Origin of the sequence: Aurantiacibacter zhengii, assembly GCF_003584125.1 — a bacterium.
Classification (GTDB): Bacteria; Pseudomonadota; Alphaproteobacteria; order Sphingomonadales; family Sphingomonadaceae; genus Alteraurantiacibacter; species Alteraurantiacibacter zhengii.
Window position 1 is genome coordinate 76078 of record NZ_QXFL01000006.1, and the last position, 18374, is coordinate 94451.

18 protein-coding genes are annotated in these 18374 nt (G+C 59.5%); 14 read left to right on the top strand and 4 right to left on the bottom strand.

Features of this window, described 5'->3' with window-relative positions; translation table 11 throughout:
• The first annotated feature begins 100 nt into the window (after positions 1-100).
• From D2V07_RS18405 to D2V07_RS13460, 11 genes are all read left to right on the top strand, one after another.
• Complete coding sequence (locus D2V07_RS18405) at positions 101-445, top strand: hypothetical protein (protein ID WP_137678721.1); 345 nt, start codon at positions 101-103, stop codon at positions 443-445.
• 64 nt (positions 446-509) lie between these two features.
• Positions 510-1763: a TolC family protein gene (locus tag D2V07_RS13415; RefSeq protein ID WP_010412683.1), complete on the top strand. Its 1254-nt coding sequence runs from the start codon at positions 510-512 to the stop codon at positions 1761-1763.
• An 11-nt stretch (positions 1764-1774) separates the two neighbouring features.
• Positions 1775-2923, top strand: a complete 1149-nt coding sequence (locus D2V07_RS13420) for an efflux RND transporter periplasmic adaptor subunit (protein WP_011413836.1) — start codon at positions 1775-1777, stop codon at positions 2921-2923.
• Between the two features lie 37 nt (positions 2924-2960).
• Positions 2961-6224: an efflux RND transporter permease subunit gene (locus tag D2V07_RS13425; protein ID WP_137678839.1), complete on the top strand. Its 3264-nt coding sequence runs from the start codon at positions 2961-2963 to the stop codon at positions 6222-6224.
• Positions 6225-6237: 13 nt separating this feature from the next.
• Positions 6238-6663: a hypothetical protein gene (locus D2V07_RS18885; RefSeq protein ID WP_225982092.1), complete on the top strand. Its 426-nt coding sequence runs from the start codon at positions 6238-6240 to the stop codon at positions 6661-6663.
• A gap of 116 nt (positions 6664-6779) precedes the next feature.
• Complete coding sequence (locus D2V07_RS13435; protein WP_010412670.1) at positions 6780-9275, top strand: heavy metal translocating P-type ATPase; 2496 nt, start codon at positions 6780-6782, stop codon at positions 9273-9275.
• On the top strand, positions 9272-9901 hold the full coding sequence (locus D2V07_RS13440) for a cation transporter (protein WP_010412667.1): 630 nt from the start codon (positions 9272-9274) through the stop codon (positions 9899-9901). The genes D2V07_RS13435 and D2V07_RS13440 overlap by 4 nt, the downstream gene beginning before the upstream one ends.
• The gene (locus D2V07_RS13445) at positions 9898-10764 is read left to right on the top strand and encodes a hypothetical protein (RefSeq protein ID WP_010412664.1); all 867 of its coding nucleotides are present in this window, start codon (positions 9898-9900) and stop codon (positions 10762-10764) included. Before D2V07_RS13440 ends, D2V07_RS13445 begins: the two co-directional genes overlap by 4 nt.
• A complete protein-coding gene (locus D2V07_RS13450) occupies positions 10764-11717 on the top strand; it encodes a cation diffusion facilitator family transporter (protein ID WP_010412661.1) in 954 nt (317 codons plus the stop codon). The genes D2V07_RS13445 and D2V07_RS13450 overlap by 1 nt, the downstream gene beginning before the upstream one ends.
• A 201-nt stretch (positions 11718-11918) precedes the next feature.
• A complete protein-coding gene (locus tag D2V07_RS13455; protein WP_010412654.1) occupies positions 11919-14153 on the top strand; it encodes a TonB-dependent receptor family protein in 2235 nt (744 codons plus the stop codon).
• Positions 14154-14347: 194 nt separating this feature from the next.
• Positions 14348-15004: a peroxiredoxin gene (locus D2V07_RS13460; RefSeq protein WP_010412650.1), complete on the top strand. Its 657-nt coding sequence runs from the start codon at positions 14348-14350 to the stop codon at positions 15002-15004.
• A 98-nt stretch (positions 15005-15102) separates the two neighbouring features.
• On the opposite strand, the gene D2V07_RS13465 is transcribed toward D2V07_RS13460, so the two are convergent.
• Positions 15103-15747 (bottom strand): class I SAM-dependent methyltransferase, encoded by a 645-nt coding sequence (locus D2V07_RS13465; RefSeq protein WP_010412648.1) that lies wholly within the window; start codon positions 15745-15747, stop codon positions 15103-15105.
• Between the two features lie 8 nt (positions 15748-15755).
• Positions 15756-16118 (bottom strand): DUF3703 domain-containing protein, encoded by a 363-nt coding sequence (locus tag D2V07_RS13470; RefSeq protein WP_010412645.1) that lies wholly within the window; start codon positions 16116-16118, stop codon positions 15756-15758.
• A gap of 82 nt (positions 16119-16200) precedes the next feature.
• Here D2V07_RS13470 and D2V07_RS13475 point away from each other — a divergent pair, with 82 nt between their 5' ends.
• Positions 16201-16587, top strand: coding sequence for a MerR family transcriptional regulator (locus D2V07_RS13475; protein WP_010412642.1), 387 nt, complete (start codon positions 16201-16203; stop codon positions 16585-16587).
• Positions 16588-16634: 47 nt separating this feature from the next.
• Here D2V07_RS13475 and D2V07_RS13480 read toward each other — a convergent pair whose 3' ends face one another.
• On the bottom strand, positions 16635-16901 hold the full coding sequence (locus tag D2V07_RS13480; RefSeq protein ID WP_010412637.1) for an AlpA family transcriptional regulator: 267 nt from the start codon (positions 16899-16901) through the stop codon (positions 16635-16637).
• Between the two features lies 1 nt (position 16902).
• The gene (locus tag D2V07_RS13485) at positions 16903-17364 is read right to left on the bottom strand and encodes a hypothetical protein (RefSeq protein WP_029140025.1); all 462 of its coding nucleotides are present in this window, start codon (positions 17362-17364) and stop codon (positions 16903-16905) included.
• A 363-nt stretch (positions 17365-17727) separates the two neighbouring features.
• Between D2V07_RS13485 and D2V07_RS13490 the strand changes: the two genes are divergently transcribed.
• Positions 17728-18054 carry a hypothetical protein gene (locus D2V07_RS13490; RefSeq protein WP_010412629.1) on the top strand — a complete coding sequence of 109 codons (327 nt, stop codon included), beginning with the start codon at positions 17728-17730 and terminating at the stop codon, positions 18052-18054.
• A 26-nt stretch (positions 18055-18080) separates the two neighbouring features.
• The gene (gene traL, locus D2V07_RS13495) at positions 18081-18368 is read left to right on the top strand and encodes a type IV conjugative transfer system protein TraL (RefSeq protein WP_010412623.1); all 288 of its coding nucleotides are present in this window, start codon (positions 18081-18083) and stop codon (positions 18366-18368) included.
• Positions 18369-18374 lie beyond the last annotated feature (6 nt).

The window sequence follows — 18374 nt, forward strand, 5'->3', positions numbered from 1 at the left end:
TTGTTCGTTCTTATGCATTGAGCTGCGCGACGGCTTCGGAATTCGAAGAGAATATCGACTTGTGCCATGTGATTGGTCCTGCTAGCGGGGCCAAAGTGTCATGACCCTCCGTATGCCCCTTCTTGCCTTGAAGCCGTTTTTCGCCATGCTGATTCTCTTCGGCCTGGTGTTCAGCGTAAGCGTGGACGCGGCGGTATGCGGGCCTGAAATTGGCGAACTTACAAGTGTCGAAGCTGCAAGTAGCGAGACTGGTCAAGACTTGCCGGACAGCCCGAATGAGCAGCATGGCATCTGCGCCCACGGCCATTGCCATCATGGAGTCCAATTTGCAGGCAATGCGGATATCGGGGCCGGTGAGCGTTCATCCGGTGCACAGCATTTCTTCGAACCCGTCGGCCTGACTGCAGTCCAGCAAGCGATTTTGACGCCCCCTCCTCGAATCTGACGTCCAGTATTGCCGCCGCAATGTCGGCGCGCATTCGGCATGTCAGTAGAGGAAAAATCAATTCATGTTTGCCATTATTTGGCGAGGCGCCCTTTTTGCAGGGCTGAGCCTCGCAGTACTGCCCGGTGCGGTGCGTGCACAAGAACGCGCGGTGTTGACGCTCGACGAAGCTCTCGCGCGTGCGGGTGTGGACGAAAGCGCGCAGGTGCAATCAGACAATCCGCGTTTGATCGGGCCGCAGGCCGAAACGGACGCGGCACGCGCGCTTATCGATCAGGCACGGCTTCGGCCAAATCCTGAGCTTGCCTTTGAAGCGGAGAACATCGCAGGAAGCGGTGCCTTTTCAGGGCTGCAAGCAACCGAATATACGCTGTCTTTGAGTCAGCGCCTCGAGCTAGGCGGCAAGCGGGGCGCACGCATTCGCTCGGCCGAGGCCGAGGCGCGCGTGGCAATGCTTTCTGGAGAATTGTCGGTCGCTGAGCTGAGTCGCATGGTGCGCGAACGCTACATCGAGGCGGTCGCTTCAGCTGCGCGACTGGAACTTGCCCGCGACGTAGTCGAACGCAATCGCGAACTCGCGCGTATAGCTGGCCTGCTTGTCGAAGTTGGCCGCGAGCCGCCGCTGCGCTCGCTTCGTGCAGAAGCGGCCCTTGCTGAAGCCGAGGCGGAGTTTGAAGCCGCGCGAGCTTCAGAGATAGCGGCGCGGAGCGCGTTGGTGGCGCTCTGGGGTGAAACGTCCCCTCCCCCGGACGTGCCATCGGCGTTTCCCGGGATCGAACCTCCTGCGATGCTTCTTGCATCGCCTTCTGCTTTGCGTCTCCAAGTCGCGCGTGCCGAACGCGAGGCGGCGGACGCTGCGATCGACAGGGAGCGCTCTTTGGGTGTTCCCGATCCGGCCATCTCCGCCGGTGTCAGGCGGTTCGAGGAAAGCAGGGATCAGGCCTTCCTAGTGGGCGTCTCGATTCCCCTTCCTTTCCGCAATCGCAATCAGGGTAACATCGCCGCTGCCGAGGCCCGCTTCCGCGCGGCCTCCGCACGCGAGGCTGTCGCCCGCGCGGATTTCGAACTCGAAGTAACCCAGGCGCGCGGCCGCTTTCTCGCCGCCGAGGCTCGTGTAGAGACTCTGTCCCAAACCTCCCTGCCTCAAGCGGAAGAAGCCTTGCGCCTCGTCCGGATTGGGTATCGCAACGGCAGGTTCCCGCTGATCGAGGTTCTGGCTGCGGCCGAAGCCCGCGATGCAATCCGAGAAGCCTTGATCCAAGCCCAGGAAGATCGCGGTCGCCTGGCGGCGCAGTTGATCTGGCTTGGCGCCCAATGAGGAAAATACCCATGAACCGTAAGCGTTTGGCCGTACTGATCGGCCTGATCATTCTTGTTTTTGCGGCTGCTGTAATGCTGTGGCCGGACAACGGCGCAGAACCGCACAGCGAAGAGGAAACCGAAGAAAGCGATCTCCCGGAAGGACTGGTCCTACTCGGCGAAGAGCAGATTCGAAGCTCCGAAATCATGGTCGAGACCGTTGGTGAGGGCTCGGCGGTAGAGCTAGTGTTCCCAGCCACAATCGCCGCTAGCCCCACAGGCAGCGCGCGGATCGATGCGCGAGCGGCGGGCGTGGTGCGGAGCGTTCAAAAAACGCTGGGTGATTACGTCCGGCAGGGTGAAACCATTGCGCGTATCGAAAGTGCGGAAGCGGCAGCTTTGGCATCGCAATTGAGCGCGGCGCGCGCGCGCGTCAACGAATTGTCAGCCGCCTATGAGCGCGAACGCCGGCTTTTCGAAGCCAATGTTACGGCGCGGCAGGATCTCGAAGCGGTGCGCGCCAATCTCCAGGTCGCCCAGTCAGAACTGTCCCGCGCGCAGGCAGCGGTTGCGGCAGCGGGCGTGAGTGGCGACGGTCGGTCTTTGGCGGTTACCAGCCCTCTTGCAGGACGGGTAACGGCGGCGCCTATTGTCCTTGGTTCGTTTGTCGATGCGGGAGAGGAACTCTACCAAATCGTGAATCCTAATGCGATGCAGATCGAAGTCGCGCTCCCCTCTGCAGAAGCGAGCCGTATTCAGCCAGGCGATGAAGCCACGCTGGAACTTGCAGAAAACCGCGAGATCGGAGCGCGGGTCCGCTCCGTCACGCCATCGCTCGATCCTGAGAGCCGCAGCGCGACGGCAGTCCTTTCGCTCACGCGGTCCATCCCCGGTCTTCAACCAGGTGCCTTCCTGCAAGCGCGCATCCGACCTTCGGGCGAGGTCGACACGGGCCGCATGTCGGTGCCCGAAAGCGCGGTGCAGTCACTCGACGGCCAGGAAGTGGTTTTCGTGCGCACGCGCCGCGGCTTCCAGACCCGTCCGGTGGTGACCGGCGCACGTTCCGCAGGCCGCGTGGTGATCGAATCCGGTCTCGAAGCGAACTGGCGGATCGCAACCGAGAATGCCTTCCTGCTCAAAGCCGAACTCGAAAAAGAGGAAGCCGAACATGGACACTGATCGCATGCAGGAAACGGAGCACTCGCACCGCCACGGCCTGATCGGCATGATCCTCGACATGGCCGTGCGTTTTCGCTGGGCCATGGTCGTTTTGACGATCGGTGTCGCCATCTATGGCGTGATGAACCTTCTTCGGCTTCCCATTGACGCCGTACCCGACATTACGAACGTTCAGGTGCAGATCAATACCGAAGCGCCCGCCCTTTCCCCCTCCCAGGTCGAAACGCAGGTAACCTATCCGGTGGAAACCGGTCTCGCCGGGATCGATGGTCTGGAAATGACCCGTTCGATTTCGCGCAACGGGTTCAGCCAGGTTACTGCAATCTTCGAAGAAGGTACTGACATCTATTTCGCGCGGCAGCAGGTCAATGAGCGCCTGACGCCGATCACCGCTTCGCTGCCCGAAGGAGCAGAACCGGTAATGGGACCTATCTCGACCGGTCTGGGCGAAGTGCTCATGTATACGATCGAGTTCGAGCATCCGGGGGGCAAGGAAGCACCGAAGGGCAATGCGGTCGGTTGGCAGTCCGACGGAAGCTTCGTTACCGAACGCGGTGACAGGCTGGATAGCGATGTCGCTAAGGCTGCTTATCTGCGTACCATTCAGGACTGGGTGGTCGCTCCACTCATGCGGTCGGTCGATGGCGTCGCCGGTGTCGATTCCATCGGGGGTTTCCGAAAGCAATATCTCGTACAGCCCGATCCTGCTCGCATGACAGGCTACGGGCTTTCATTCGATGAGGTGATCGATGCGCTGGAAGCCGCCAACCTTGCCGAAGGCGCGAATTTCGTCGAGCGATCAGGAGAAGCCCTGCTGGCTCGTGTCGATGCACGGCTCGGCAGTGTCCAGGACATCGAGCAAGCAGTCATATCTACACGTGGAGGCGTTCCCATTCGCGTGGGAGATGTCGCAACGGTCAGCATTGGCGGTGATCTCAGAACCGGGGCTGCATCGCTGAATGGCGACGAGGCTGTGGTTGGTACCGTCCTCATGCGGGCAGGAGAAAACAGCCGCACTGTTTCAGCCCAGGCCGCTGAGAGGCTTGACGAAGTCCGCGCCTCCCTGCCACAAGGTGTGGTAGCCGAAATCGTCTACAATCGTTCGTCTCTCGTCGATGCAACGATCGCGACCGTCGAGAAGAATCTCGTCGAGGGTGCGCTGCTGGTCATAGCCATCCTGTTCCTTTTGCTCGGCAACATACGGGCCGCAATTATCGCCGCTCTGGTTATCCCTTTTTCGATGCTGATGGCATCGATCGGCATGAACCGGCTCGGAGTGTCAGGCAATCTGATGAGTCTGGGCGCGCTTGACTTCGGTCTGATCGTCGATGGGGCCGTGATTATCGTCGAGAATAGTGTGGCACGTCTTGCGGCCAGACAGGAGCATGAGGGCCGGCTCCTGACACTTGGCGAACGGCTGACGGAAACGCGGCTTGCCGCGCAGGAGATGATCAAGCCGACTGTCTATGGTCAGGCGATTATCCTTCTGGTGTTCGCACCGTTGCTGACCTTCACCGGAGTCGAGGGCAAGACGTTCTCGCCGATGGCCATCACGGTCATGCTGGCGCTCGCGTCGGCATTCGTACTCTCGCTGACTTTCGTCCCGGCGATGATCGCGATCCTGCTGAACAAAAAACTGACGGAGAAGGAAGTCAAACCGATCCGGATCGCCAAGGAACGCTATGGGCCTCTTGTCCGCAAAGCCATCGCCCGCCCTTGGCCGGTGATCGGGGCCGGTGCCGGCATTTTTGCCGTTGCTGCTCTGGTGTTCAGTTTCCTTGGCAGCGAGTTTACACCGCAGCTCGACGAGCGCGATATCGCGGTGCAATCATTGCGAATCCCTTCCACATCTCTCGAGCGGTCTCTGGCGATGCAGCGGCGAGTAGAAGATCGATTGGAGGAATTTCCGCAAGTGCAGCTGGTATTCTCACGTACCGGTACTGCGGAAGTGGCCAGCGACCCGATGCCGCCCAACGCCTCCGATGCGTATGTGATCCTGAAGCCGCGCGATGAATGGCCTGACCCGGATCTTTCGAAAGATGATCTGGTGGCAGAAATGGAGAGTGCTCTGGGAGGCCTGGTTGGCAATCTCTATGAGTTCAGCCAACCAATCGAACTTCGCTTCAACGAACTGATCGCTGGCGTGCGCGGCGATGTCGCGGTCAAGATCTACGGCGACGACCTGACCGCCATGACCTCGGCAGCGAACGAGGTCGCCGGGATTTTGCGCGAGGTCGAGGGAGCTGCGGATGTTAAAGTCCAGCAGGTCACCGGTTTCCCAACGCTTGATATTGCCTTCGATCGTCCAACGATCGCTCGATATGGGCTGAAGGTCGAAGACGTCGCTCAATCCGTCGCAATTGCTTTGGGCGGGCGGCCTGCCGGGCTGGTCTTTGAAGGCGATCGAAGGTTCGAGGTCGTCGTTCGGCTTTCGGATGCGACACGCGATGATTTCGATCAGCTTGGTGCATTGCCGGTGCTGCTTCCGAACGGAGCGACCATACCGCTGCGCTCGGTCGCCGAATTCCGGGTTGTGGATGGCCTTGCCGAAGTCCGCCGTGAACAGGGACGCAGGCTGGTGATCGTTTCCTCCAACGTGCGCGAGCGCGATCTTGGCTCCTTCGTTGAGGAAGCGAGGGCGAATGTCGAGGCGCAGGTCGAATTGCCCGCTGCAGCCTTCATCGAGTGGGGCGGCCAGTACCAGAACCTTCAGGCTGCGCAGGAACGGTTGCAGATCGTTATCCCGATCGCTTTCGCGGTTATTCTCCTGTTGCTCTATATGGCAGTCGGAGGCTGGGTTCCCGCTCTGGCTGTTTTCAGCGCGATCCCGCTCGCCCTCGCTGGCGGCATCTTCTCGCTGGCTCTGCGCGGAATGCCGTTTTCGGTTTCGGCGGCAGTCGGGTTCATCGCCCTCTCGGGCGTGGCGACCCTCAACGGTCTCGTGATGGTGACTGCAATACGCCAGCGTCTGGACAAGGGGATGGCGCTCGATGAGGCCATCGTGGAAGGCGGACTGGCGCGCTTGCGTCCAGTATTGATGACGGCTCTGGTCGCGTCGCTCGGGTTTGTCCCCATGGCGATCGCGACCGGCACTGGAGCGGAGGTTCAACGGCCTCTGGCAACGGTGGTCATTGGCGGTCTGATCACCGCCACTGCGCTCACCTTGTTCGTCCTTCCCGCGATCCTGAAGCTCGTCTTCGCCACCAGAAAGGATGACCGGACGTGGCGTCAACGCTGGTGGGACCGCCTGCGCCGCAACGTCACTCCCGAGGAACGGCAAGAGCTGCAAGAGGTTACGTGAATGGAGAGCATCAATGATTAGTAGCCAGCTCAGTGTGACTCTTGCCGGCGCCCTGATACTTTCAAGTGTTCCAGCATCGGCGCAGGATCAGAGCACGCTTGTTCCGATCGCCGGTGTCTGGAGCCTTGGTGAAACGCGGTCTTGTGATAGCGGACCGGCCTGGGTGTTTTTCGCAGATGGCTATTATGCCGAAGTGCAGCTTCCGGACGGTGGCCCCGCCGCCGTCGGAATTTGGCGAGACGAGGGCGATGCCATCGCTTACACCCACGCGCACATGCCATTTGAAGGTCATGAACGGCCGATGCGGGTTCGTCATCTTACCATCGAAGAGCGCACCGCCGAAAAACTGACAACCCGCAATTATCGCGGTGTCACGCGCACGTTTCACCGCTGTCCAGCGAATTCGCTGAAAGTGCCGGCAGGTCAGGACGCACATTGACGCTTTCGTTACGCAATATGCGGGCTTCGCTAGTCCCTATTCGGGTTTCGCGAACCTGCAAGCTTACGGGTCTGCGGCACCGGGAGCGGTCAATTTCCAATGGGAAGCAATAGGCAATGACGCGAACCATCGAACTCGAAGTCTCACCGCTCCTTCCCGACATCCCGAGCGAAACCGATCATTGCATCGCGCGCTTGCAGTCTTTGCTCAGCTCGCGGATCGGCGTGCACGAGGTCACGATATTGCCCGGCGAGAAAGATGCATCCGCCCGACTAGCGATATCATACGATGCCGATCGCCTGACTGTCGCCCGCATCAAGGAGTTGGCCCATGTGGCCGGAGCGGAAATCTCCGAACGCTACGGACACGTTGTCTGGCAAGCCGATGGCATCAATTCCACCCGCCGTGCCCAAACGGTCGCGGACCTGCTGGCCAGCAAACCCGGTATCCTCGAAGCAAATGCTGATGCGAGCGGGAGGTTCATCGCCGAGTACGACCGTCAGCTAACCGATGAGCCTAGGATTGCTGGCGAGCTCAAGAACCTCGGCGTGTCGGTTCTGGCGGGCGATGTCGCCAGGAACGCCGAGCACTCTTCCAAAGACCATGATCACGATGATGAAGATCGTGCCGGGCACAGTCATGGTGGCATTTTCGGCGCGAACACCGAACTCTATTTCTCGCTCGCCTCGGGCGTATTTCTCGCGACCGGGTTCGGGATTGAGAAGCTATGGTCTGGGCATCCAGGATGGCTGCCATTCGCATGCTATCTCGCGGCGTATTTCTTTGGCGGATTCTTTACCGTCCGAGAGGCGTGGGACAATTTGCGCCTGCGCCGGTTTGAAATCGACAGCCTCATGCTTGTCGCCGCTGCGGGCGCCGCCTTTCTCGGGGAATGGGCCGAAGGCGCGCTATTGCTGTTCCTGTTCAGTTTCGGCCACGCGCTCGAACACTACGCGATGGGCCGCGCCAAGAGGGCGATCGAGGCGCTCGCCGAGCTCGCGCCGGAAACGGCACGAGTAAAACGTGGAGATGACGTCGTTGAGGTTCCGGTCGAGGAGCTTGCGCTAGGCGACGTCGTAATCGTGCGTCCGAACGAACGCCTTCCGGCTGACGGCTTCATCTTGGACGGCGTCAGTGCCATCAATCAGGCTCCGGTGACCGGGGAAAGCGTGCCGGTCGACAAGAGCGCGGTTTCGAATATCGCTTCTGCGCGCGCAAATCCTGACAATCTTGCGGATGACAATCGCGTCTTCGCAGGGACGATCAACGGATCGGGCGCGCTCGAAGTGGAAGTGACCCGGCGATCGAGTGACACGACCCTCGCCAAGGTCGTCCAAATGGTGAGCGAAGCCGAGGCTCAGCAATCTCCTACCCAGCGCTTCACGCAGCGCTTTGAGCGAATTTTTGTGCCTGCCGTGCTCGCTTTGGCCGGCCTGCTCCTTTTCGCCTGGGTTGTCATCGACGAGCCGTTCCGCGACAGTTTTTACCGGGCGATGGCGGTGCTTGTGGCTGCCAGCCCCTGCGCTTTGGCGATCGCGACCCCGAGCGCGGTCTTGTCCGGAGTAGCCAGAGCAGCACGCAGCGGCATTCTGGTAAAGGGCGGCGCGCCGCTCGAGGATCTCGGCGCGCTCAAGGCCATCGCGTTCGACAAGACCGGTACTCTTACCGAAGGCGAGCCCCGCATGACCGATGTCCAACCCGCGCAGGGTGTATCTGAAAACGAACTGCTTGCGATTGCCTCGGCGGCTGAAAATCTGAGCGATCATCCCCTAGCACAGGCGATTGTTAGGGACGGCAAGCAGCGGCTTGGCGATGAGGCACTGCCCGAAGCTACAAGTCTTGAAAGCTTCACAGGCAAGGGGATCACCGCGCTTGTCGGCGGTGAGCGGGTGTGGATCGGAAAGCTCGAAATGTTCGGGCAAGACGGGGTCCCTCAGCTCGGTGCCGAACTGTCGGATGCTATCGAGTCCATGCGCGAGCGCGGGCGGACGACGATGGGCGTTCGCTCGGAAACGCGCGATCTTGGAGCGATCGGTTTGCTCGACACGCCGCGGGCGGCAGCAAAGGCGACGCTCGAAGCGTTGCGCGGCCTCGGGATCACCCGAATGATCATGATCTCGGGCGACGACCAAAGAGTGGCCGATGCGGTTGGAAAGGAAGTCGGCCTCGACGAGGCCTGGGGCAATCTCATGCCCGACGACAAGGTCAAGGCCATCCGCAAGCTTGCCGGCCAGGACAAGGTTGCGATGGTCGGAGACGGGGTTAATGACGCTCCGGCCATGGCGAACGCAACGGTCGGAATAGCAATGGGGGCTGCCGGCTCGGACGTTGCATTGGAGACAGCCGATGTCGCGCTGATGGCCGATGATCTCGCCCGACTGCCTTTCGCCGTCGATCTGAGCCGACAAACCCGGTCAATCATCCGGCAGAACATGATCGTCAGTCTCGGAATTGTTGTCGTGCTCATCCCGGCAACCATTTTCGGTCTCGGGATAGGCCCCGCTGTCGCGGTTCACGAGGGATCAACGCTAATCGTGGTCGCCAATGCGCTTCGCCTTCTGGCGTATAAAGAGAAGGGCAGCACAAAAGACATAGCAGAGAAGCCAGTATGAGCTGCAACGATGACTTCGATCTGGATTCGGCGGACAAGCGACGCACATTGTGGATCGTATTGTGGCTCAACGTCGCAATCGCGGTTGGTTTCTTTGTCGTTGCCTATTTTGCGGACTCGAACGCGCTCTTGGCCAACGGGCTCGACAATTCGTCGGACGCGCTTGTCTACGCTCTCAGTCTCCTTGCGCTGAGTCGACCGCGCTCCTGGAAGCGAGGCGCAGCGCGCTTTTCTGGCGTCATGCTTTTGATCTTTGCCGGCGGAGTGATTGCTGATGCCGTCAGGCGGTTTGTTGAAGGTTCTGAGCCGGGTGGCATCCTGATGATCGCGATGGCTGCCGTCGCGGGCATAGTGAACCTCTATTGCCTTCGCCTGTTGCAAAAGATGCAGAACAAGGACGTCAACATGCGGGCCGCCACCACATTCAGCTTCAATGACTTCATTTCGAACGGCGGGATTATCATCGCTGGCGTCATCGTTATGATCACAGGCGCGAACTGGCCGGACCTTGTGGTCGGCATCGCTGTGGCTGGCATAGCTCTTTACGGCGGGATCGATATCCTGCGCGACGCGCACAGTGACAAGCACGACGAGGCGGGAACGGTTCATGGCGAAACACGGGAATGAGCCTCGTCCACGAGATATTTGTAACTGAGGATTTGTCGGCGATCCTGACCTTGGCGATGCTGGCAAGCCTCGGCCTGGGTGCTGGCGTTGTCTGGGAAGAAAAGCACGGGCCTACCCCGAACGAAAATGGGTTCGCGGCGGCCGTCCACTCTGGCGCCCTTGCCGCACTTGCGCTTGTTTTGACCGGTCCTGCAGTTGGACAAGCAAGGGGTGACTTCATAGACGCAGCCCTGCTCCCCGCTGGCGGGACTCTCTATCTTCTGGCGGTGCTGATCGGAGGCTGGGCTTCGCATCGCGACTCAGTTGGAACCCTGTCCGACGCCGTGGGAAGACGCGGGCCGAAGATGACCATTGCGCTTCAAGGCGGTATTGCGCTGGGGTTTGGTGGCATCGCTCTGGGTGCAGCAGCAGCCGTGTCTGTCTTCGCCGGTTTCGCAGCAACACTAGGGGTTGGAATCACCTTTTTCCTGGTGGGGCGAAAGACAACAGCCGGATTTCGCGACAGCGCGATGAAACGCATGGATCGTCTAGCGATCCATGTTTTTCTGTCACTCGCCTTTGTTGCCGCAGCGGTAGCCGGGTTTTGGCTTCTCCACGGCATGAGCGAAACAGCGGACGCGCGGTTGGCAATTCTACTCGCAGGATACTTTCTTGTCTGGTCGGTTCATTTTTTGCTGCAAATCCCGGGCAGACTGGGAGGTTTGAATTTGGCAGCACTCGCGGCCTTCATCTCCGGGCTTGCGATGTTCGGAATGATTGCAGTCGGATTTAACGCCGCGATCGGAGCAATCGATAATTCCGATGCGATCCTTCAGCATCCGGATACCGCCGGCAACAAAATCGCAAATAGCGGAGAAAAGTGATGGCGCACTCGCACGATCAAGCTGGCCACAGTCACGGCGAGGAAAACCTTAGCGATCGTCAGCTGATCCTCGCGGTCGCGATCAATGTCCTCCTGACCCTTGCCCAGATTGTCGGCGGCATCCTTTCAGGGTCACTGGCGCTTATCGCGGATGCATTGCACAACTTCAGCGATGCGGCCTCTCTTGGTCTTGCGTGGTTTGCGCGACGCATAGGCCGGCGTCCGGCGGACAAGCTGATGACCTTCGGCTACGCCCAGGGAGAAGTGGTCGCCGCACTCATCAATCTGACGACCTTGCTGATCATCGGATTCTATCTGATCGTTGAGGCGATCAACCGTTTCGCCGCGCCGCAGCCGGTCGAAGGCTGGACCGTGATCTGGGTTGCCGGGATCGCACTTGTCATCGATCTCGTCACCGCATTCATTGTCTATCGCGGCGCGCATGACAGCATTAACATGAAGGCTGCCTTCCTTCATAACGTTTCGGACGCGCTGGCCTCGATCGGTGTGATCGTCGCCGGAGTGCTAATTATTCTATACGATCTCGTCGTCGCCGATCTCATCATCACTCTCATCATCGCGGCCTATGTCATCTGGCAGGGCGCGACGCTCCTACCGCGAACCGTTCGTCTGCTGATGGGAGCAGTGCCGGACGAGGTGGAATTTGATCAGATGGTTGAAAACCTGCGCGCGCTTGGCGGCGTGCAGGATATTCACCACGTCCATGTCTGGAATCTGGGAGAACATCACCGGGCGCTCGAAGCCCATCTCACTCTTGTTGATTACTCCCAAACAGCATTCGAGGGAGTCAAGCGACGCGCGCGGGCGATGCTGGAAAAGGATTTCGGCATCGCACATGTCACTTTCGAGCCCTGCCTCGCTACGGACTGCGATGATGCGCTGATCCCTGCCCACCCGGCACCCAACAACGGGAAAAACACGGTCGGTGATTAAGCTTTCGCTGGCCTGTTCCTGCCCGGCCGTTCGCAGACCCTGAGCCCTCATCGCGCGCCGGTCGCGGACGGTATTGCAGTCCAGAACCGATGCACCGCGAGCCGCCCTCACCCAATATGGGCATAAAAGCCTACTACTGCTATTGCGAATACGTCTCAATAGCAGTAGTAGGCTGGTAAATGTCTCGAAAGGATTCTTCACATGTATCGCGCTACCGCCTCGCTCATAGCAATTGCACTGGCCGCCCCTGCTTACGCCAATGAAAAAGACCCGACCGATGAGCGGCAATCGCAGGACGGGATAGCAAACCCAAGCGAATCGATTATCGTGATTGGCGGTCGCATCGATGCGTATGAAGTGGCCGGTGCGGCGGACCTAATCGATGGCGAGGAACTGAGCGAATTCGAGCATGGTGACGTCAACCGTGTCCTGCGCCAGGTGCCGGGGGTCAACATTCAGGAAGAGGACGGTTTCGGGCTATTCCCGAATATTGGCTTGCGCGGCGCGCCGGTCGAACGGTCGAGCAACATCACCTTGATGGAAGATGGCGTTCTCATTGCCCCTGCCCCCTACGCCGCTCCGGCCGCGTATTACTTTCCCGCGATCGGTCGAATGGACGCAGTCGAAGTGATCAAGGGCGCGGGCTCGGTACGCTATGGTCCTCGCACGATCGGCGGGGCCATCAATTTCCGATCGACTCCGATACCGACCGAGAGCCTGGCTGGCGAAGCTTCCGGCCAGCTTGGTTCTCGCGGCTATTATCAGGGTCATGGCTGGATTGGCGCTAGTGCCGACAATTTCGGGGCGATGGTAGAAAGCTATCAGCAAGGCAGTGACGGGTTCAAGACGATAGATGGGCTTCCCGGCGCCGAGACCGGTTTTCAACGTCAGGACTATCGCGCCCGCTTCGCCGTCCACACCAACCCAGATTCGCCGGTCGATGCTCGCCTCGAGTTCGCCTATGGTCGATCCGAACTTGAGGCGAACGAAACCTATTTGGGCCTCGCCGACGCGGATTTCGCGAGCGATCCGTACCGGCGCTATTCGGCCAGCCAACGCGACGTTTTCACGGGCGAGCACGATCAATATCGGCTCACCGGCACCCTCCGGTTGCCCGACGACACGCAGTTCGCGGTTACCCTATATCGCAACGATTTCACACGAAGTTGGTCGAAGCTACAGGACATCGATTTCGATGGTGATGGCAGCTTTGATGCCATCCAACCCGTTTTCGATGCTCCCTCCTCAAACGAGAGAGGCCTCGCAATCCTGCGAGGCGCAGACAGCGCTGAAGGTGCCCTTCGCATTCGCAACAACAACCGCGTCTATCGGAGCGAAGGCGTCCAGCTTTCGTTCGAAAGACCTTTCGAGACCGGCGAGGTCAGGCACAACCTGGCTGCGTCGCTCCGGTATCACGAGGATGAAGAAGACCGGTTGCAGAATGAGGAATTCTATACGCAAACGGATGGAGATCTCGTTTTCGTCCGGCAGACGGCTCCGGGCGCTCAAGCCAATCGCGAGGCGAAGGCGAAGGCGATCGCTTTCTATCTGGAGAACCGGATCGAGATCGGCGGGCTTACTCTGACACCCGGCATTCGGTACGAAGGCATCGACCTTACTCGACTGGACTATGATCGAGCCGACCCCGCTCGTCTCGATGGACCTGCGCGCATACGCAAGACCAACGTTGACGAATGGCTTCCCGCACTCGGTGCAACCTATGCACTGGGAGACGTGCTGTTGATTGCAGGCGCTTCGCGCGGTTTTTCTCCCCCCGGGCCCGGAAATCCGGAGGCACGAGCCGAGAAAAGCTGGAACTATGAATTTGGTGGGCGTTTTCGGAATGGCGCCATTCAAGCTTCCGCGATTGCGTTTTATTCCGACTATTCCAATCTGCTCGGAAACTGCACACAATCCGTGGGGTGTAGCGTCGGGGATATTGGCGACCAGTTCAATGCTGGGGCCGTCTCCGTGAAGGGGTTGGAGCTGGCAGCTTCGACGGAGCATCAAGTGGGTAGGGAAATTTCTATTCCCTTCTCGGTGGTTTACACGCTCACCGACGCGCAATTCGAAAGCAGTTTCGAGAGTGCGTTCTTCGGTTCCGTGTCCCAGGGCGACGCACTCCCCTACATCGCTCGCCACCAATTCTATGCCGAAACGGGGCTCGCATTTGGACCGGCATCCTTGCTCGTGAGCGCCAATTACACATCGCAAGTACGCACCGAAGCAGGTAGCGGGGATATTTCGCCCGATGAGCGTATTGACGAAAGGATTGTCTTTGATCTCGCCGGCCGGTTTGCGCTGACGGAAGGTCTCTCTTTGTTTGCCAGAGTGGATAATCTGTTCGACAATGCTTATGCTGTAGCGCGTCGGCCTTCGGGTTTGAGACCGGGGGCTCCCCGGCGCTTCGTAGCAGGCGCTAGCGTGCGCTTCTGAGTATCTACGCCGGCCGATGATCGCGCAATCTTGTAGGAGGCGGGAGCGCCAGTGAGCATTTCCGCCTCACTAAATGCAGGTGAGGTCGAGACTCACGCAATCGATTGCGCCGACATTCGACGTGCCGCAGGCCACACACCCGCCAAAATATGAGGACGGCGGACACCTCCCCCAGAATAAATAGGAGTTTTGACATGACCCTCTCCATTGGCTCGACAGCTCCCGATTTCACAGCGGAAACGACCCAAGGCACCATCACCTTCCATGATTGGATGGGCGACAATTGGGCTATCCTGTTTTCTCATCCAAAGGCATTTACCCCGGTTTGTACGACCGAGCTGGGTTACATGGCCGGTCTCGGCGAGGAATTTGCCAAACGCGACACCAAGATTCTCGGCCTGTCGGTCGACAGCAGCCAAGACAATCGCGACTGGCTACCCGATATCGAGGCGGTCAGCGGCAATAAAGTCGATTACCCGGTGGTCGGCGACAGCGACCTGAAGGTGGCCAAACTCTACAATATGTTGCCCGCCGAGGAGACTGGCAGTGCGGAGCAAAGAACCGCAGCCGACAATGCTACCGTTCGCGCCGTCTATATCGTTGGCCCGGACAAAAAAATCCGTGCGATGCTACTCTATCCGATGAGCAGCGGACGCAATTTCGAAGAAGTGCTCCGATTGCTCGATTCAGTCCAGCTCACCGAAAGTAAAGGCGTGGCAACCCCGGTCAATTGGCAGAGTGGGGATGACGTCATCATTCCACCGTCTGTTTCCGATAAAGAAGCGAAAGCGCGCTTCCCGCAAGGTTTCACAACGCTGCGCCCCTATCTGCGCACGGTTAAAATCGACTGACCAGCGCAAGCGGATGTGGTGTATTTGGGCTCGAACTCAACAGGGGAACCCGCATGAAGCTAGACAAAAGCAGTCACGCAACTGCGGCTTCTGCCGCATTACGATTTGGCACCGACGAATTCGTAAGCGCATCCTGCCAGAAACTCGCGGAAATGGAGTTCGTTCAGCTCTCGGCGGGCTGGTAGCCACGGGCGGAATTCTTCGTATTCGCGCGAGACGCCGAACGGTTTCGTAGCGAATATTCCGATTTCAATCAGCCATCGCGGCCAGCGCTCGGGGTGCTTCAGGCCAAGCAGGGCCATCCGGCCACCCGTCGGGAGAGCAGCTGAGGCGCGCTCGATGATCGCGGCGTAGTCAGGTGGCATTTCCAGTCGAAAGGTGCTGATGACTGCGCTGGTCTCGCTCGGAAAGCGGAAGGCGGCTACGTCTGACTGCACAAATTCGACATTGCTAGCTCGCAGGCGCTTCGCTCGTCGACGGGCTTGGTCGAGCATGCCTTGCGAAAGGTCGACCAGCGTCACCTTGCCGCTTGGTCCTACTCTCTCAAGCAGAAACGCGAGGTTTGCGCCGGTGACAGCACATAGATCGATCACATGGTCACCGGCCTTGAGTTCAAGCCGGTTAACCAGATCGCGTCGCCAGCGACCAAGACCGGCCCACCGAAACCCCGACACCAATCGGTCATAGATTCCCGCGTTCTTGTCGTAGAGACGTTCAACCTGTTCGTTGGATAGAATTGCCATGGCGCGTGCTAGCGAACCTCGTCCGAAGAGATGGTGAAAACCTCCGCGAGGTCGTCCGGGTATGGCATTGGCGCGAATGCGCTCACGTTTGCGCGTCCGGTATTGCCCCAGGGGAGCCGTCCGGTGAGATTACCAAGGGGAGCGAGCGCAAGACGTATGACCTGCCCCAGAACTTCGCGGCCATCGCGGGTTTCAACTGCATAGCCCAGCATCGTCATATGTGAACGAAGGTGCGGCCCGAAGAAGCCCTGGCCCAGAATATGTTCCCGCTCGAGCGCGGTCCAAGCCAAAGCCCGGTCACCAGACTGCCTGGCGGCACGGAAAACGCGCCGCTCAGCTTCGATAAGTTCAATAATGTCCTTCTTTGCCACAGGATTTTACCGTTCTGCTTGCATCTTCGAATCGTCTTATGCACCTTGTAGTGGCTACAAGGTCAAGCATTGCGAGAAACCCATGAAGATTGGTGCCCTGGCGCGGAAGACCGGCACGACCGCCGAAACGATCCGCTACTACGAACGGACCGGATTGCTGGAGGAACCACCACGCACCGCCGGAAACTACCGGGACTATGGCCCGACCGAATTGGCCAGATTGCGGTTTATCCGCCGCGCACGCGACCTCGGCTTCACCATGGCGGAGGTGCGCCAATTGCTTTCTTTGTCGGATGATCCATCGCAATCGTGCGAAGCCGTGGACTCTATTGCCAGCCTCCACCTACGCGAAGTGGATCGGAAGCTTGGTGACTTGCGAAAACTGCGAACCGAACTGCGCCATATGGTCGACGACTGCCAGCACGGAGCGGTTGGCGAATGCCGGATAATCGAAGTGCTTTCCGGCTAGCGGGACAGCGCGCGTTTATTCGAGCGGTGACGGGACGCAAACCATGATCATCTCGAAATTCGGGGCGTGTTCTGACATATCTCGTCGGTGCGTTCGACAACAGAACCGATCCAGTCATCGATCTCGGCTTCGACCCAAACCGTGCAACGGGGACCGAGCGAACGCGACTTTGGAAAACGGCCTTCGCGCATCCGCTGATAGATTGCCGTTCGGCGCAGGCCCACGCGCGCCATGACCTCGGGAAGACGAATGAGCCGGTCTGGCGTTGGCTCGACAGGAACGGCTTCCGCGTCCGTTTCGAGACCAGTCGTCATTTCAGAGAGCGAAGCTTTGTTCATCCTGCCGCTCCAGTTGCGCGAGGTGATCCGACAGGAGACCGGCGGTGCGGTGAGCGGTCCCCTTTGCCCAGCGCGGTCTCACATCGAGCAGCCTCTCGCCCAGCGCTTGATCCAAAGCAGACGGCAACTCGCTTATGAAGGTTTCAAGAAATTCCAGCACGCCGCTATTCTGCCAATCCTTGCTACGCTGCGAGTACCCCGCGAGTGCCAGCATCAGGGAGGTGCGCGGCGCGTGACCGCTCGCGTCAAGGATGGCCAGCGCCTCAAGCAGTGTGGCTGACCTTGTCCCGGCGAGGATGCGTCGGAGCGCGTCCTTGTTGATATTCGTCTGTGCGGCAATCGTCCGCCGGGACTTGCCACTTTCGTCCACGGCATGGTCGAGGAAAGCGGCGACTCCTCGCGATAGTTCTCCCCATTTGTCGTTTGTGTTTCGCGCCATTGTTCCTGCTTCCGGTGATCTTTAGCGAATCACCAACAGGCTAGGCGACGCGTCAAACTGTAGGAAAGGAAAAAGAACAAATAAGGAACTTGTAGGAAACTGGCTCATCGTCACACGATTTGATTCGCGCAGAGTCCGGTCCCTCGATCTCAGATTTCGGTATGGGTGGCGCAATGATCGGTATTCTTGGCCGCAATGTCTGCACCGGTCGCGCAAAGCCCGGTCAGATTGCCCAGAATCGACGATTTCTCTTGGTCGGAATGCCGCGTGCGGCAGTTTCCGTTTTCCTACACCCTGCCTTCCAATCGAGGAAAGAACATACAGCGAACGCATCGCTGCCAATGTTCGAAACGGAGTTCCTCGATGAACAATGCAATCACCCTTCCCCGCCCATCCGTCAAAGGCATTCGTGCCCGCGACTATATTCTTCCGGCCGCGATTGCGGTCGCCTGCGCCGGTGCCGCCTATGCCGGTGCCGACACGACCTTTGATCCGGCGCTGCAGAAGTTCACTGACTTCCTCGAAGGTTCGGGCGGCAAGATCATCACCGTCCTCAGCCTTGCCGGCGGTTTGATCGCGCTCGCCTCGGGCCGCTTCGCCCTTGGGCAGGTCGCGGTCCCGGTCGGTGTCGGAATTGGCGTCGGCACAGGCGTGCCGATCGTCACCTCGGTCGTGACCGCAACCATTTGATCGCGGTCTAACGACGGGAGGGCGGCATGGCCGACAGATACCTCGTTCCACGGCGGCTCGACGACCCGGAGCTCATCGGCTTCTGGACCATCGACGAGTTTGCGGGACTGCTCGTCCCCTTCGCGTGGGGCATCCTTTCGCAGCACATCATCATCGGCACCGGCCTATCGGTCATGACCTGGTTCGCCCTTCGAAAGGCGAAGGCATCAGGCGCAGGGTCGAAACTGGTCCATGCTGCCTACTGGTATCTGCCGGGGAGCTTCCTCGGGCTGAAAGCCACGCCGCCCTCCCACTGCCGCCTGCTCGCAGGCTGAGGGAGG